Annotated in this window: 13 protein-coding genes and 1 pseudogene; 4 read left to right on the top strand and 10 right to left on the bottom strand. The window is 70.6% G+C overall.

The genetic code is table 11. The features are described 5' to 3' along the window. The 3 genes and pseudogenes from ACIBSV_RS03875 to ACIBSV_RS03865 form a co-directional block, all read left to right on the top strand. A pseudogene (locus tag ACIBSV_RS03875) lies at positions 1 to 939 on the top strand (hypothetical protein); the annotation flags it as partial. Positions 940 to 1,205: 266 nt separating this feature from the next. Next, complete coding sequence (locus ACIBSV_RS03870; protein ID WP_395859299.1) at positions 1,206 to 2,495, top strand: YhgE/Pip domain-containing protein; 1,290 nt, start codon at positions 1,206 to 1,208, stop codon at positions 2,493 to 2,495. A 199-nt stretch (positions 2,496 to 2,694) separates the two neighbouring features. Beyond that, positions 2,695 to 3,291, top strand: a complete 597-nt coding sequence (locus ACIBSV_RS03865) for a hypothetical protein (protein WP_395859298.1) — start codon at positions 2,695 to 2,697, stop codon at positions 3,289 to 3,291. A 79-nt stretch (positions 3,292 to 3,370) separates the two neighbouring features. Here the strand turns inward: ACIBSV_RS03865 and ACIBSV_RS03860 are convergent, their stop codons facing one another. Beyond that, positions 3,371 to 3,787 (bottom strand): hypothetical protein, encoded by a 417-nt coding sequence (locus tag ACIBSV_RS03860; protein WP_395859297.1) that lies wholly within the window; start codon positions 3,785 to 3,787, stop codon positions 3,371 to 3,373. 120 nt (positions 3,788 to 3,907) lie between these two features. Next, on the bottom strand, positions 3,908 to 4,660 hold the full coding sequence (locus ACIBSV_RS03855; RefSeq protein ID WP_395859296.1) for a hypothetical protein: 753 nt from the start codon (positions 4,658 to 4,660) through the stop codon (positions 3,908 to 3,910). Positions 4,661 to 4,982: 322 nt separating this feature from the next. Here ACIBSV_RS03855 and ACIBSV_RS03850 point away from each other — a divergent pair, with 322 nt between their 5' ends. Next, positions 4,983 to 5,873 (top strand): NAD(P)-dependent oxidoreductase, encoded by an 891-nt coding sequence (locus ACIBSV_RS03850; RefSeq protein ID WP_395859295.1) that lies wholly within the window; start codon positions 4,983 to 4,985, stop codon positions 5,871 to 5,873. Between the two features lie 81 nt (positions 5,874 to 5,954). Here the strand turns inward: ACIBSV_RS03850 and ACIBSV_RS03845 are convergent, their stop codons facing one another. The 8 genes from ACIBSV_RS03845 to ACIBSV_RS03810 all read right to left on the bottom strand — a co-directional run bounded on the left by ACIBSV_RS03845 (position 5,955) and on the right by ACIBSV_RS03810 (position 14,010). Continuing rightward, entirely contained in the window at positions 5,955 to 6,824 is an 870-nt protein-coding gene (locus tag ACIBSV_RS03845) for an RNA polymerase sigma-70 factor (protein WP_395859294.1), read from the bottom strand. Between the two features lie 21 nt (positions 6,825 to 6,845). Continuing rightward, a complete protein-coding gene (locus tag ACIBSV_RS03840; protein ID WP_395859293.1) occupies positions 6,846 to 8,015 on the bottom strand; it encodes an NAD(P)/FAD-dependent oxidoreductase in 1,170 nt (389 codons plus the stop codon). 91 nt (positions 8,016 to 8,106) lie between these two features. Continuing rightward, positions 8,107 to 8,952: an oxaloacetate decarboxylase gene (locus tag ACIBSV_RS03835; protein WP_395859292.1), complete on the bottom strand. Its 846-nt coding sequence runs from the start codon at positions 8,950 to 8,952 to the stop codon at positions 8,107 to 8,109. Positions 8,953 to 9,180: 228 nt separating this feature from the next. Further along, the gene (locus ACIBSV_RS03830; RefSeq protein WP_395859291.1) at positions 9,181 to 9,561 is read right to left on the bottom strand and encodes a hypothetical protein; all 381 of its coding nucleotides are present in this window, start codon (positions 9,559 to 9,561) and stop codon (positions 9,181 to 9,183) included. Positions 9,562 to 9,919: 358 nt separating this feature from the next. After that, positions 9,920 to 11,020 carry an o-succinylbenzoate synthase gene (gene menC, locus ACIBSV_RS03825; protein ID WP_395859290.1) on the bottom strand — a complete coding sequence of 367 codons (1,101 nt, stop codon included), beginning with the start codon at positions 11,018 to 11,020 and terminating at the stop codon, positions 9,920 to 9,922. Between the two features lie 28 nt (positions 11,021 to 11,048). Then, entirely contained in the window at positions 11,049 to 11,834 is a 786-nt protein-coding gene (locus tag ACIBSV_RS03820; RefSeq protein WP_395859289.1) for a GNAT family N-acetyltransferase, read from the bottom strand. Then, complete coding sequence (locus tag ACIBSV_RS03815; protein ID WP_395859288.1) at positions 11,831 to 12,976, bottom strand: M20 family metallopeptidase; 1,146 nt, start codon at positions 12,974 to 12,976, stop codon at positions 11,831 to 11,833. The genes ACIBSV_RS03820 and ACIBSV_RS03815 overlap by 4 nt, the downstream gene beginning before the upstream one ends. Further along, positions 12,973 to 14,010, bottom strand: coding sequence for a dipeptidase (locus ACIBSV_RS03810; protein ID WP_395859287.1), 1,038 nt, complete (start codon positions 14,008 to 14,010; stop codon positions 12,973 to 12,975). Before ACIBSV_RS03810 ends, ACIBSV_RS03815 begins: the two co-directional genes overlap by 4 nt. Between the last annotated feature and the right edge of the window lie 308 nt (positions 14,011 to 14,318).

The raw sequence follows: 14,318 nt of genomic DNA, 5'->3' as shown, positions 1-14,318 counted from the left end.
GGCAAGATCTTCTACGGCGGCATGCTGCTCAAGACCAGCGGCATGACCTACAAGAAGTACCGCACCGCCACCCTCAACTCGGCCAAGACCCTCGACCCCACCTGCGCCCTGTTCAACAAGACCAAGGCCGCCTGGGACGCCGTCAGCGTCCCCGCCCAACCCAACGACCCCACCTGCACCGGCGGCCCGGGCCAGAACGACTTCTCGATGACCCTCAGCCCGAACTCGGGCACCGTACAGGCCGGCAACTCGGTCTCGTCGACGCTGAGTACGACCGTCACCTCCGGTGTGGCGCAAACCGTCGCGCTGACCGCGTCGGGTCAGCCCACCGACGTCTCCGTGACCCTGACCCCGAACTCCATCCAGTCCGGCGCGTCCTCGACGCTGACCGCGACCGCGGCGGCGAACGCGGCGAACGGCACCTACGTGATCACGGTCACCGGTACCGGCGCAACGGCCACGCACACGGCCCAGTACACCCTGACCGTGGGCAGCGGCCCGCCCGGCAACGCGCTGCGCAACGGTGACTTCGAAGCGGGCACCGCCAACTGGACGCAGAACGCCAACATCATCACCAACAGCAACCCGGGTTCCGCGCACGGCGGCTCCTGGTACGCGTGGATGATGGGCTACGGCTCCACGGCCACGGAGAACCTGAGCCAGGCCAACGTCACGATCCCGGCCGGTTCGCCGAACCTGCGCGCGTGGATCAAGACCACCACCCGGGAAACCGGCAACACGGTCTACGACACGCTCAAGATCAAGATCGGTTCGACCACCCTGGCCACCTATTCCAACGTCGGCGCCACCGGTGCCTACGTGCAACGCACGGTGAACCTGAGCGCCTATGCGGGGCAGACGGTCACCATCACCTTCGCGGGCTCCGAGGACTCGTCACTCGTCACCACGTTCCTCGTGGACGACGTGACCATCTCCTGATCGCACGCGACCGACAACGGCCTCGCTCCCGGCGCCCCACGCCGGGAGCGAGGCTTTCGCGTGCCCGCCGCCGGCGGCGGGGCGGGGCCCTGGTGTCGCCGGAGTCGTTGGGGGTGGGGTGGGTGTCGGGCGCAAGGGGGTTCGCTCGTCTCGCGCAGGTGGGGTTTCGGGGGGCGGTGAAGGGGTGACCATCTCGCGCACGGTGACCGTGTCCGCCCGCACCCGGCGCGGGTGGTCGGCCCGCCCCTCGGCTTCTCTGGAGAGTGATGGCATCGAACCAGTCCACCCCCTGGGTGGGTGCGTCGCGGGTGTTGCGCAACCCGCGGATCTGGGTGATGCCCTCGGTCATCGTGGGGCTGCTGGCCTTCCTGCTCTCCATCCTGTACATGGGCGGCATCCTCGATCCGCGCAGGGACCTGCACCGCCTGCCGATCGGCCTGGTCAACGCGGACCAGGGCGTGCCGTCGGCGGGCGGGACGGAGAACCTGGGCGCGCGCATCATCGCCGGCATCGCCGCCGCGCCCGACCCCGGGGACACGGTGTCCTGGCGCGTTCTCGACGAGGCGTCGGCACGCCGACGGATGGCCTCGGGCAAGCTGTACGGCGCGATCGTGGTGCCGGCCGACTTCACCGCGTCGGTGGCCGCCCTGAACACGCCCGCGCCGGCCGCGCCGACCCGCCCGACGGTCAACCTACTGACCAACCCCGGAGCGGGCAGCCTGGCCTCCTCGTTGTCCACCGCGATCGCCCAACAGGCCTTGCACGCCGCCTCGTTGCAGCTCGGCGCGACGCTGACCGGCGCGCCGCAGGCGGCTCCGGGGCAGACCACCACGGCCGGTCGCCTGCTGCTCGCGGACCCGATCGCGGTCGCCGTCGCGGTGGGCCACCCGATCGCCCCCCGCAGCGGACTGGGGCTGACCGCGTTCTACTACACGCTCCTGCTGGTACTGGCCGGCTTCCTCGGCGGCAACATCATCAGCAACGGGGTCGACGTCGGGCTCGGCTACGTGGCCAGTGAGATCGGCCCGTGGCGTACCGAACGCCCACTGGTACACATCACCCGCACCCATCAACTCGCGGTCAAGTGCGTGATATCGGCCGTGTTGTCGGTGCTGACCGCGACCCTGATCATGTTCGCCACGATCGGCATCCTGGACATGGACGCGTCCCACCTGCCCCTGCTGTGGGTCTTCTCGATCTGCGCGAGCACCGCGGTGGGGCTGGGCGTCCAGGCGATCAACGCGGCCTTCGGCGGGATCGGCCAGTTGGTGAGCATGTTCGTGTTCATCGTGCTGGCGCTGCCGTCCTCCGGCGCGACCATCCCGCTCCAGGCGCTGCCGCGCTTCTACCGGGTGCTGTCCGCGTTCGAGCCGATGCGCCAACTCAGCGACGGCGTACGCGCCATCCTGTACTTCGACGCCCGCGCCGACGCGGGCCTGACCCGGGCCTGGGCGGGCATCGCCTTCGGCGCACTGGCGGGCCTCGCTTTCGGCTTCGCGATGACCACCTATTACGACCGCAAACAACTGCACCGCGTCGCCCCGACACCCGAGTAGCCCCACCGAACCCGGCCGCGAACGGGCGACCCGGGCCGATTCGGCAGGCGTCGGGATCGATGCTTCGTCTCGTCCGATATCCGCCGAACCCGGTGCCGATCCCGCTGATTCGGCCGGCCCGCGAGCACCGCGGGATATCGTGGTCGAACCCGTACCGGTGGCGAAGATCCCGGATCCGTGAGACCAAAGGACCCCTCCAGTGCCCGAGATTCGTGATTCGTCGTCGGATCGCCGTCGCCGTCGGGGGGCCGCCGCCGAGGCGCGTCCCCGGCGTGGCGAATATCTGGACGGCGATGTTCCGGACATCGACTACGACATGGAGCCGAAGTACACGGACAATCGTCGGGGAACGGCTACCGAGGCAAATGTCGGGCCGGACGTATATCGGGACGGCGATGTCCCGGACATCGACCGCGTCACCGAGCCGGAGTACAAGGGCACCGAGGTCTTGGAAGGCGACGCCCTGGACGACGAGGTGGAACACCACGCGCCGCGCGAACACACCTCGAGTCGACGCATGCTGGAGCAGGGCCCGGACGTCTTCGGAACCGATTCGACCGCCGCAACGCGGGGGCGCGTCCCGGCGGACAAGATCCCCTCCCCGTTTCTCTCCGCCCCCGCTCCCGCTCTCGGCTCCGGCTCTGCGGGGATCGCTGCCACCGGCATGACACCGGCCCGCGGATCGAACCCCTCCGTGAACCGAACCACCCAGGTCGCCCACCCACGCGCCACGACTCTGGGCGCGGGCAGCGACCTGAAGAACTCACCGCATCGCACCCCACAACGCGGCTACTGACCCGTCCCCGGGCCGGGCCGGGCCGACGGGCGTGAGTGGGTCGGTGGTCTGTCTCGGCAGGTCCCGGCTTGGGCCGGTCCTAGCTTCGGGTGGTCATGGCCAGGAGGCGCGGGCCCGCGACGTGGCGGAAGATCGACCAGTACTCGGCGTGGCCGAGCAGCGGGGAGACCACCCGCAGGTCGGCGGCGTCGCGGATGTCCTCGTCGGCGGCGGCCAGAAGGGCCTCCACGATCGCTGCGGTCCGCGCCAGCAGGTCGCCGTTCCGGGTCTCGACGGCCGGGACGATCACGGGCCAGAAGAGCGCGTCGGAGAGGATGCCGTACGGATTGAGCAGGTAACCGACGGAGGCGTCGGGGATCACGCGGCCTTCCTGCACGGCGTCGAGTTCGGCGTCCGCCTTCAGCTCGGCAAGGTGGGGGCGCGCCTCCGGGAGCCGTTCCCACAACCAGTCGAACAGTCCTCGAAACGTCAACGCGGGCTCGCGAGACTCCGGCACGTCCTGCCCTCTTCCCATCACGTGAACCACGGTGCCCGAAGCGGCATTTGCGGTGAGATCGTATCGTTCGACCGGCCGCGGATCCCGCGCGGCCTCGCACGGCGCGGTGCGGGGGCACCGTCAGGGGTCGGCCTCCGGGCCGTTGCGTCCGCGTTTCCTGGTCGAATCGTTCGAAGCCGCGAGCCCGCCACTGCGTCCCGGTTGTGGGCGCAGGGCCTCGGATCCCCGCGCGGTTTCGATCAGTGCCGCGGCCCGGCCCATGCCCCGGGCCGCGACGCGCGCGGCCTCGGACGCGAGGTTCTGCGGTTCGGGTCTGGCCAAGTGGCGCCGCAGATCCGCGATCAGACCCATGTCGGGAACCACCGCCTCGAGGGCGGGGCGCTTGAAAGTGGACGTGAGAAAACGCGACCCCGTCACCGACGCCAGCTCGGGTTCGGCCTTCACCGACTCGACCGCGTTCAGCATGGTGTTCGCGCGCTCCGGATTGGCGTGCAGCCACGCGGTGATGCCACCCGCCACGTCGCGCATCTGAAGTGTCCGGTACAGCTCGCCGGACTCGGCCAGGATGACCGACTTGTCCCGGGCCGAGAGTCCGGGCTCCCGGAGCGCCTTGCGATATCGACCGAGCAGGTCGACGGCATCGACGGCGTGGAAGAGCTCTCGACCCGGAGGGCCCGTGGGTCGCCCGTCGTGCAGTTCGGCACGCAGGGCCGCGGCGGACTTGCCATTGCCGACCCAGGTCCCGGTGTCGCCCGGCTTCGCATAGGTGTCGGCGACGACATGACGCAGCTTGTCGCTGTCCACTTCCGGAGGCGTCGCCTTGGCCAGTTGACTTCTCGGCGATCCGGTCGGCGGGCCCTGTGGCTGAGACATATACCGACCGAACTCCTCCCATGGGGAAACGAGGAAAACCTATCGAGGAGGACCTCGTGCCACGTGCGATTGCGGCACATTGCCGGTCCGGACGAGGGACTTCCCTGGACGTTCGGCCTGTTGGCCGCGACCTGTACGGCCCGGCTCGGCTTCATCCTCCATCCTTACCAAAATGTAAGTACCCGACAAGAATGTAGGTACTTGAGGGACCGCATGTGCTCCTCCAGCATGGAAGCGAGCGGCGCGCCGAGTTCACCCGGACCGGCGGCGCGCACAGGCTCGTTCGTATTTACCGGCGACACCGACGTGGAGTGGAGCGCACATGGCCGACGAGAATCGCACGCCCGTGACCGTGATCGGGCTCGGTTCGATGGGCCGCGCGTTGGCCGCGGCCTTCATCGCCGCCGGCCATCCGACGACGGTGTGGAATCGTACGCCGGGCAAGGCCGCCGCCCTCGTGGCCGCGGGCGCGGTCCACGCCGAGGCCGTGGCGGACGCGGTCGCGGCGAGTCCGCTCGTGATCACCTGCCTGACCACCTTCGACGACACGCTCGGCGCACTGGCACCCGCTGCGCGGGCATTGCGCGGGCGGGCCCTGGTCACCTTGAACAGCGGCTCCCCGATCGGTGCCCGCGAAACAGCGGCCTGGGCCGATGCGCACGGCGCCCGCTTTCTGGCCGGGGCGGTCAAGAATGTACCGGCGGCCGTGGGGGCGCCGGACACGCTGCTGTACTACAGCGGCGACAGATCCGTCTTCGAGGAGCACGAGGCGACCCTGAAGGTGCTGGGTGGCGACACCGTCCACCTCGGCGACGAAACCGACCTGGCCGCGCTGTACGAGATGGCGGTCGGTGCGATCCTGCTCCCCGCGCTCGTCGGCTTCTTCCAGGGCGCGGCCGCCGTCCAGGCCCGCGGGCTTCGGGCCGACACCACGGTGCGGTTCGCCGGCAAGTGGCTGGACATGATCAAGTCGCTGCTGCCGACCTTCGCCCAGGAGATCGACAGCGGCGACTACACCGACGCCGCCGCCACCGTGAACCTCTTCATCGCCGGAGCGGCCCACGACGAGGATTTGACCAAGGAGACGAACGTCGACACGTCCTGGCTCGCGCCACTGCACGACCTGGTGCGGCGCACGGCCGAGGCGGGCCACGGTGAACACAGCATCTCGGCCGTGACCGAACTCCTGCGCCTGCCGCCGACACAGCCGTAGACGCGACACCCGGCAACCGGTGCTCGGCACCCGGCCCCGGCACCGGCACCGAAAGGGCGCGGAGCGCCGCGTCCGCGAGGGTCAGACGCGGCTCAGTTTGTCCGGGTTGGCCACCATGCGGATGCCGTGGATGAGGCCGTCCGTGCCGGTCTCCAGGGCGATCACCGTGACCACCCGACCGTATGCGCTGATCCGCAGCGCGGGCTCGCCGTTGATCTCGGCCAGGTCGGGCACCATGTCGGCGAGGTCGACGCCCTCGTACGGGCGTTTGGTGACGCCGGCGAGCCAGGCCGCGACCTTGTCCGCGCCGACGATCGGGCGCAGCGCGGCGCGGACCTTGCCGCCGCCGTCGGTCCAGATCGTGACGTCCGGGGCGAGCAGTTGCATGAGTTCGTTGATGTCGCCGCCCGTGGTCGCGGCGAAGAACTTCTCGGTGACGGCCTTGCGGGCGCCCCGGTCGGCCGCGTACCGGGGTCGGCGCGCCCGCACGTGCTCGCGGGCGCGGTGGCCCAGTTGCCGGACGGTCGCCTCGGGCCGGTCGATCGCCGTACCGACCTCGGCGTAGGGGAAGCCGAACACCTCGTGGAGCACGAAGACCGCCCGCTCCAATTCGGAGAGCGACTCCAGCACGACGAGCATCGCCAGGGACACCGAGTCGGCCAGCGCCGCGTTCTCGGCCACGTCCGGACCGGTCGAAATCGGCTCGGGAAGCCAGGGGCCGACGTAGGTCTCCCGGCGCACCCGGGCCGAACGCAGCGCGTCCACCGCGAGGTTCGTGGCGATCCGCACCAGGTACGGCTTGGGGTCGTGCACATCGGAACGGTCCGCGGACGACCAGCGCAGCCACGCCTCCTGGACGACGTCCTCCGCGTCGGCCGCGCTGCCCAGCATGCGGTAGGCCACCGAGAACAGCAGGTTGCGGTGGTCCTCGAACACGTCCGCGTCGACCACGTGTCTCCCTCGTCCCCTCGGTCATCGTGCCCGACGAGTGGCCCGGCCTCCGGTCGGCCACTTTACGGCTCCGCCGATCCTCTTCAGCAGGCGGAACGACTTCCACGGCGAGCTGCTGACGAACTCCTTGTACATCACCGCCCACCTGCCGGTCAGGACGAACCGGCGCGGCGTGTCGTCGGGGTGGGTGAACTGGATGACGCCGTCGTGGCGTCCCAGACTCACCGGCTGATGGATGTACCCGAACCGGAACGCCTCGGGCTCCCTGCCCTCCACCTGCCGGGCGATCGACGCCGCGGCGTGTGCCCCCGTCGGGATGCCGCTCTGACAGGTGCCGTGGATGACGCCGTACGTCTGGCGGACCGCCGCCGCGTCGCCGATCGCGTACACCTGCGGGTGGGAGACCGAGCGCAGCGTCGGATCGACCACGATCCGGCCGCGCTCGTCGACGGTGAGACCCGCTTCGGCGGCCAGTGGCGACACCCGTACCCCGGTCGTCCACAGCAGCGCGTCGGCGTGCACGAGCTCGCCGTCCTCCAGTTCGGCCGCGTCCGGGAGCACCTTGACGATCGTGGTGGCGGTGCGGACCCGGACGCCGAGGCGGTCGAGGGCCGCGTGCAGGTGGGCGCGCGCCTTGGCGCCCATCATCGCGCCGGGCTCGTGCCGGCTGAGCAGGACGACCCGCAGGGCCGGGTGGTTCTCGGCGATCTCCGCCGCGGCCTCGATCCCGGTCAGGCCGGCGCCGCCGATGACCACGGTGCCGCCGGTCGCGTCGAGCTCGGTGAGACGTTCGGCCAGCCGGCCGGCCGCGGCGGCGCTGTCGAGCGTGAAGGCGTGTTCGCGCACACCCGGCACCGTCACGGTGTCGGCGACACTGCCGAGCGCGTACACGAGGGTGTCGTAGCCGATCGACCGGTCGTCGTGCAGCCGGACGGTACGGCCGGCCGCGTCGACGTGCGTCACCCGCGCCTGCACGAAGTCGATTCCGGTGCCGCGGAGCATGTCGGGAATCCGAAGATCGGCGAGCTCTTCGCCGGCGGCCCGCTGGTGCAGCCGCAGCCGCTCGGTGAACCGGCCGATCGGGTTGACCAGGGTGATCCGGACGTCGTGTTTGCGGGTGCGCCGGGCCACACCGAGCACCGCGGTCATGCCCGCGTAACCGGCCCCGATCACCAGGATGCGCTGTGTCATGGTCCTTCCCTTCCTTGTTTGCCCCCGTGGACGGGAAGGGTCGGCAGAACGTGACATGACCTGGTGCGTGATCCAGGTCACATAAGTTCGGTCACTCCGGGTATCGGGTGCCGAGGTTTCGTTCCAGGAGCTCGGTGGCGGTTCGGACGCCGACCGCGGCCGGGCCGTCGGGCGCGGGCAACCGGCCGTCGGACCGGATCAGTTCGGCCAGCGCGGTGTCGATCGCGGTGTGCGCGGCGAACAGGCACGGCGTGCTGTAGATCGCTGCGTCCACGCCCAGGTCGGCCAGTTCGGTCAGGGACAGGCGCGGCGACTTGCCACCCGCGATCTGGTTGAACAGGAGCGGCTTGTCCGCGACCGCCGCGCGGATCCGGCGGATCCACTCGACGCTGCGCACGCCGTCCACCAGGACCACGTCGGCGTCGGTCTTGGCCAGCGCCTTCGCGCGGCGCAGGATGTCGTCCGGCTCGGTGGCGTCGGTGCGCGCGACCACGACCAGGTCGCCGCGGCAGTCCAGGACCCGGGTCAGCTTGTCCAGGTAGTCGTCCAGCGGCAGCAGCAGTTTGCCGTCGGCGTGACCGCAGCGCCGGGGCCGCGCCTGATCCTCCAGGATCACCCCGGACGCCCCGGCCCGGTCCAGCCGCCGCACCACATGGCAGGCCACCTCCGGATCGCCGTACCCGTCGTCGATGTCGACCAGGAGGTGCTGCCGGGGAAAGGCGAGGCGCAGGCGTTCGACGAACGCCACCATGTCGGGCCAGGCGATGAAGCCGATGTCGGGCAGCCCGTAGTACGAAGCGGCGAAGCCGAAGCCGGAGACGAAGAAGCCGTCGAAGTGGCTCGCCGCCAAGGACGCGGAGTACATGTCATGGATGCCGACCAGCGGCGTGGTCCGCGTGCCGGCCAGGTCGTCTCGCAATGCGCTGCCGTAGAGCACGAGTTCTCCGAGGGTCGGGCGCGGAGCCGAGGTCGAACCCGACACGTCTCCGAAGCGGGCGGAGCACCTGCGGTCGCCCGAAGACCCGGTCTCCATGTGTAGCCATGTGACTACACAGGCAGTATGGAGATCTTGGTCGATTCATGTCAATCCATACCAACCGCCCGCCCTGGGGGACGTATCGCGAGGTGGTCGGCGGGAGCGGGTGAACCTACGCACGCGCGCCGGTCAGGTCGCGGCTACCCGGTCGACCTCGACCACCTCGACCATCCGGCGCAGTCTCGCCTCGACCCGGGCCGCGTCCCGGGCGAGCACGGTGACCTCCACGGTGGCGGCCCCGAACTCGGTGGACACGTACGTGAGTCGGCGTACGCCGTGGTTGTTCAGCGTGGTGGCGACCCGGGCGAGCACGCCGTGGCCGTGGCGCATCCGGGCCACCAACCGGGCGGTCTCGCCGACGGGATCGACCGCGTCGCCCTCGGGCGCGGCGAGCGGTGCGGGCGCTGCGGCCGGGGCCGGATCGGCGAGGCTCGGAGCGGGATCGGCGAGGCTCGGGGCGGGCCCCACGAACCGGGGGGCTTCGAGGACCTGGGTGCCGTCGTCAACCATGAGTCGCTGTTCTCCTGTCGCTGTGCGGGGGATCGGGTGGCGTCGACGAGCGTCGGAGGCGGGGCCGGGCCGGGAAAACAGAAAGACCCCTCGCGAAGCGCGAGAGGTCTGCGTGCGGACGGTGGGCCGCAGGGAAGTGGTCGTCCTGGTCAGCCCGGTGTCGGCACGCTGCCGGTAATAATCATCCGACGTCGCATGACGTCGAACCTGGCACACCCGCCCCGCGCCGTCCAACGCGTCTCATGATGCGGATGCCGAGGACCGATCCCCGGACGGCGACGCCCGGCCGGCGGATGCCTTCGTACCGATTCGGGTGCCGACGGCGCCCGGTCGAACGACCGGGCGCCGTCGGGGTGTCTCAGAACTTGATCCACTCGCTGGACGTGGTCACCGAGTCCAGGATGTCGACGATCGGGTCGATGCCCAGGCCGGGGCCGGTGGGCACATCGAGGTGGCCGTCGGCGAGTTCGAACGGCGTGGTGATGTCGGTGGCGTAGTAGCGACGCGAGGCCGAGGTGTCGCCGGGGAGGATGAAGCCGGGCAGCGCGGCGAGCGCCACGTTGGCGGCCCGACCCAACCCGGTCTCCAACATGCCGCCGCACCACACCGGTACGCCGTGCGCCACGCACAGGTCGTGGATCGCCTTGGCCTCCAGGTAGCCGCCGACCCGACCGGGCTTGATGTTGATGATCGACGCGGAGCCCAGGGTGATCGCCGCCGCGGCGTCCTCGACCGACTCGATCGACTCGTCCAGGCAGATCGGCGTGCGCATCTGCTTGGCCAATTGGGCGTGCTGGACCAGGTCGTCGTCGGCCAGCGGCTGTTCGATCAGCAGCAGGTCGAACGCGTCCAGCTTGGCCAGTTGACGCGCGTCGGCCAGCGTGTACGCGGCGTTCGCGTCCACCTGCAGCAGCAGATCGTCGCCGAACCGCTCGCGCACCGCGCGCACCGGCGCCAGGTCCCAGCCCGGCTCGATCTTCAGCTTGATCCGCACATAGCCCTCGTCGACGAACTCACCGACGGATTCGAGCAGTTGCGGGATCGAGTCCATGATCCCCACGGACACCCCGCACGGCACCCGGTCCCGGGAGGCACCCAGGAACGATCCGAACGACTGTCCTGCGGTCCGCAGTTGGGCATCCAGTACGCCGGTCTCCAGCGCCGCCTTGGCCATCTTGTGGCCCTTGAACGGCTTCAGCGCCCGCTTGACCGACAGGGCGTCCACCCGCTCCGGCAGCGCGGGGATGAAGAAGCGCTTGAGCACGTCGACCGCGCCGTCCACGTACTCCGAGTTGTACAGCGGATCGGACATCGCGACGCACTCGCCCCACCCCTCCGCCTCCGGCGTGACCACGCGGAGCAGCAGGATGTCGCGTGCGGTCTCGACGCCGAAGGAGGTGCGGAACGGCGCGCGCAACGGCATCGCGATCCGGCGCAGTTCGATTCCGGTGATCTTCATGGTGCCTGGACTCCTGATCGTTGGGGGGTCACGCGGCGGTGTCGCGCGTGAGGACGTAGCGGGACTTGTCCTGGAAGCCGATCACCCGCGCGCCGTCGGCCAGCAGGCCGCCCAGCACCTCGCGCAGGGCGATCCGCCAGTCCTTGGCGGCGCCGGGGTCGGTGCGCCGCAACTTCTCGATGTCCGCGGGGACCTCGACGAGCAGGTGGTCGGCGTCCGTCCGGCCCAGGACCGGCAGGTCGCCCTCGACGGACAGCGCGGCCACCGCACCCGCCGGCACCGCGACCGGGATCGGCGTAAGGTTCGCGGCCGCGACCACCCTGGGGTCGGACAGGTCCCAGATCACCAGCGCGCGGTCGGTGTCGGTACCGCCGTTGATCGCGTCGTCGACCGAGCCGTAGAAGTTGGGCAGGTAGCCGTCCGGGCGACCGGCCAGCTTGGTCACGTTGAAGTGGGCGTTGCGCCGGATCAGCGGATCGTAGGTCCAGGTGATCCGGGTCACGCCGCGGGCCAGGGCCCAGTTGCGCTGGTGCAGCTTGAGCGCGAACCCGGCCGCGTGGCCGGGGCGGGCGCCGGTGACGTGTGAGTGCATCGTGCGGGCGATGGGAGCGCCGAAGAACCCGACGGTGGCGCCGACGATACGCCCTTCCGCGTAGGCCCCGGCGACGTAGTTCCCGGCGTGCGAGAGTGCGCGCATCTGTTCGACGGACATCGGCGCGTTACCCGGTCCGGTCCCCCAGATCTCGCAGAACAGGGTGAACGCGTCTTCGAGCTCGTGGAGTTCGTGCAGCTCCCGAATGACCACGGCGCTCATCGGACCGCCTCGATCAGACCGGCGAGCAGCAGCGCGCGCGGCGCCAACTCGGACACGATCACGTGCTCGTGGTCGGCGTGCGCACCGCCGCCGACCGCGCCCAGGCCGTCCAGGGTCGGGCAGCCGACGCCGGCGGTGAAGTTGCCGTCGGAGGCACCCCCGACGGCCGCGGCACGCAGCGGCGGCAGACCGCTGCCGCTCGCCACCCGGTCCGCGAGGTCGAACAGCGCGCTGGAGGAACTCTCCTCCAGCGGGGGTCGGTTGGGACCGCCGAGCACCTCGAGCCGAGCACCCGGCACGGTCGTGGGCAGCGCCCGGATCAACTCGTCCACCCGCTCCTGGGCCTTGATCGTGGGCACCCGGACGTCCACGGTCACCCGGGCCCGATCCGGGACGGTGTTGGACACCGCGCCCGCCTCGACCACCGTGGGGGTCACCGTGGTGCGCCATCCGTCCAAGGCGCCCTCGTCCGCCAGATCGGCCAGGCCGCCGAGCGCGAGCACCAGGTGCGCGGCCTCGATCGCCGCGTTGATGCCCTTCTCCGGCTCCAGGCCCGCGTGCGCGGCCTTGCCGTGCACGACCAACTCGTACTGGGAGCCGCCCTTGCGCCCGGTCTTCAGCGCCCCACCGTCGGCGGACGCCTCCAGAACGAAGGTCGCCGCGCAGCCGCGGGCCGAGTCCTCGATCAGGGCGCGCGAGGTGGTCGAGCCGACCTCCTCGTCGCCGGTGATCAGCACCCCGATGCCGTCCAGCGAGGGCAACGAGGCGAGCGCGTGGAACATCTGGACCAGACCGGCCTTCATGTCGAAGACACCCGGCCCCCGGGCGATCCCGTCCACGACCGACCACGGGTGGGTGGCCAACGAGCCCATCGGCCACACCGTGTCGTGGTGCCCGACCAGCAGGACGCGCGGGGTGCCGAACGTCCACTGCAGGTGGGTCACCCCGTCCAGCACGATCCGGCGCGGCTGCACGCCGAGGTGACGCGCACCCTGGGCGGCGACCACGTCCGCGCTGCGCGCCACCGCCGCCAAGTCGGCGGAGAAGGACTCGCAGCGCACCAACTCGGCCAGGTCGGCCAGCATCGCGTCGGTGTCGAACACGGGTGCACCGGCCGTCGAACCGGCCGTCGCGCCGCTCATCGGGCCAGGCCCAGCTCGGCACGGAACAACCTGTGCACATTGCCGCCGAGGATCGCCATGATCTCCTTCTCACCCAGTCCGCGCCGCACCAACGCCTCGGTGAGCGCGGGAAGTTCGGCCGGGCCGTTCAGCCCGGGCAGTTCGGTGGTGGCGTCCACGCCGGTGTAGTCGACGCCCTCGCAGCACGGCGGGGTGATGTCGGCGAGCACCTCGCGCAGGAAGTCGGGGCCGATCCCGACGTGGTCGACACCCACCAGGTCGATGATGTGCTCGATGTGGTCGACGAGCCCGTCGATGTTCTGCCGGTCCCGGTCCCTGGACAGGAAGTCGGGCACGAAGTTGACGCACACGACGCCGCCCGTGGCGGCCACGCCCCGGATCTGCTCGTCGGTCAGGTTCCGGTGGTGGTCGCACAACGCCCGGGCACCCGAGTGGGTGGCGATCAGCGGACGAGTCGCCTCTTCCAACACGTGTGCGACACCGACCGCCCCCAGGTGGGAGATGTCGAACACGATGCCGAGCCGTTCCATCTCGCGCAGCGCCTCGACACCGGCGTGGGTCAGCCGGCTGCCGGTGGCGTCCTCACCGCTGCCGTCGCCCAGCGCGGAGCGACCCCAGTGCGCGATCGAGGCGACCCGGACGCCGAGGCGGTACAGCGTGCGGAACAGTTCCAGGTCGGCGTCCACGCCGGGCGCGCTCTCCAACGCGAGCACGAGCGCGATCCTGCCGGCGGCCAGCGCCGCGTCGATGTCGTCGCCGTCCAGGCACAGCCGCACCTCGTCCGGGTTGCCCTCGGCGATCGCGTGCGCGCACTCGACCATCCGCAGCGTCCGCCGCAGCGCGCCCTCCGGACGGAACTGGTCGTCCACGAACACCGGCAGGACCTGGATGTCCACCCCGCCCTCGCGAAGCTGGGGCAGCCATTGTTCCCGGAAGAAACTCGCCCACCGGCTTGGTGGTCGTTCGACCACGGCCATCAGGAGGTCGTTGTGCGTGTCCGCCACGACGGCACGGGTGTGCAGCTCGGCGCTCATATCGCGTCCTTCCGGTCGATGTGTGATCGACGCTAGGCCGCGCCGCGCACCGGGTGCTTCGTTCGAATGGCCAATGCCGGCGACACTTTCCGTCACCGGGCACCAAGCCACAGTGTGATCGCCTCGCTTCGATATCGACGGTTCACCACCGGATCCGCCCCCCGCGAGAGAGGGATTCGGACCCATAGGTGGGCCTCGACGAAGAACCCGGCTCGGCTTTGTCGCGCCGGACGATCCCGGGCCGGCGGCCGGGCACCTACCGTGCGCAGGTGTCCTGGCATCCCCCGGCCCGGGCCGGCCCGTCCACA

Source organism: Embleya sp. NPDC050154 (assembly GCF_044460165.1).
Lineage (GTDB): Bacteria > Actinomycetota > Actinomycetes > Streptomycetales > Streptomycetaceae > Embleya.
Note: the sequence above shows the minus strand (reverse complement) of the source record. Positions and strands in the feature narration are given on the sequence as shown.

Excerpts from the sequence above, each read along its gene's own strand:
- ACIBSV_RS03820 (WP_395859289.1), bottom strand. The coding sequence starts at position 11,834 with ATGAGCGCCGTGGTCATTCGGGAGCTGCACGAACTCCACGAGCTCGAA.
- ACIBSV_RS03850 (WP_395859295.1), top strand. The coding sequence starts at position 4,983 with ATGGCCGACGAGAATCGCACGCCCGTGACCGTGATCGGGCTCGGTTCG.
- ACIBSV_RS03840 (WP_395859293.1), bottom strand. The coding sequence starts at position 8,015 with ATGACACAGCGCATCCTGGTGATCGGGGCCGGTTACGCGGGCATGACC.
- ACIBSV_RS03855 (WP_395859296.1), bottom strand. The coding sequence starts at position 4,660 with ATGTCTCAGCCACAGGGCCCGCCGACCGGATCGCCGAGAAGTCAACTG.
- ACIBSV_RS03830 (WP_395859291.1), bottom strand. The coding sequence starts at position 9,561 with ATGGTTGACGACGGCACCCAGGTCCTCGAAGCCCCCCGGTTCGTGGGG.
- ACIBSV_RS03810 (WP_395859287.1), bottom strand. The coding sequence starts at position 14,010 with ATGAGCGCCGAGCTGCACACCCGTGCCGTCGTGGCGGACACGCACAAC.
- menC (WP_395859290.1), bottom strand. The coding sequence starts at position 11,020 with ATGAAGATCACCGGAATCGAACTGCGCCGGATCGCGATGCCGTTGCGC.
- ACIBSV_RS03870 (WP_395859299.1), top strand. The coding sequence starts at position 1,206 with ATGGCATCGAACCAGTCCACCCCCTGGGTGGGTGCGTCGCGGGTGTTG.
- ACIBSV_RS03815 (WP_395859288.1), bottom strand. The coding sequence starts at position 12,976 with ATGAGCGGCGCGACGGCCGGTTCGACGGCCGGTGCACCCGTGTTCGAC.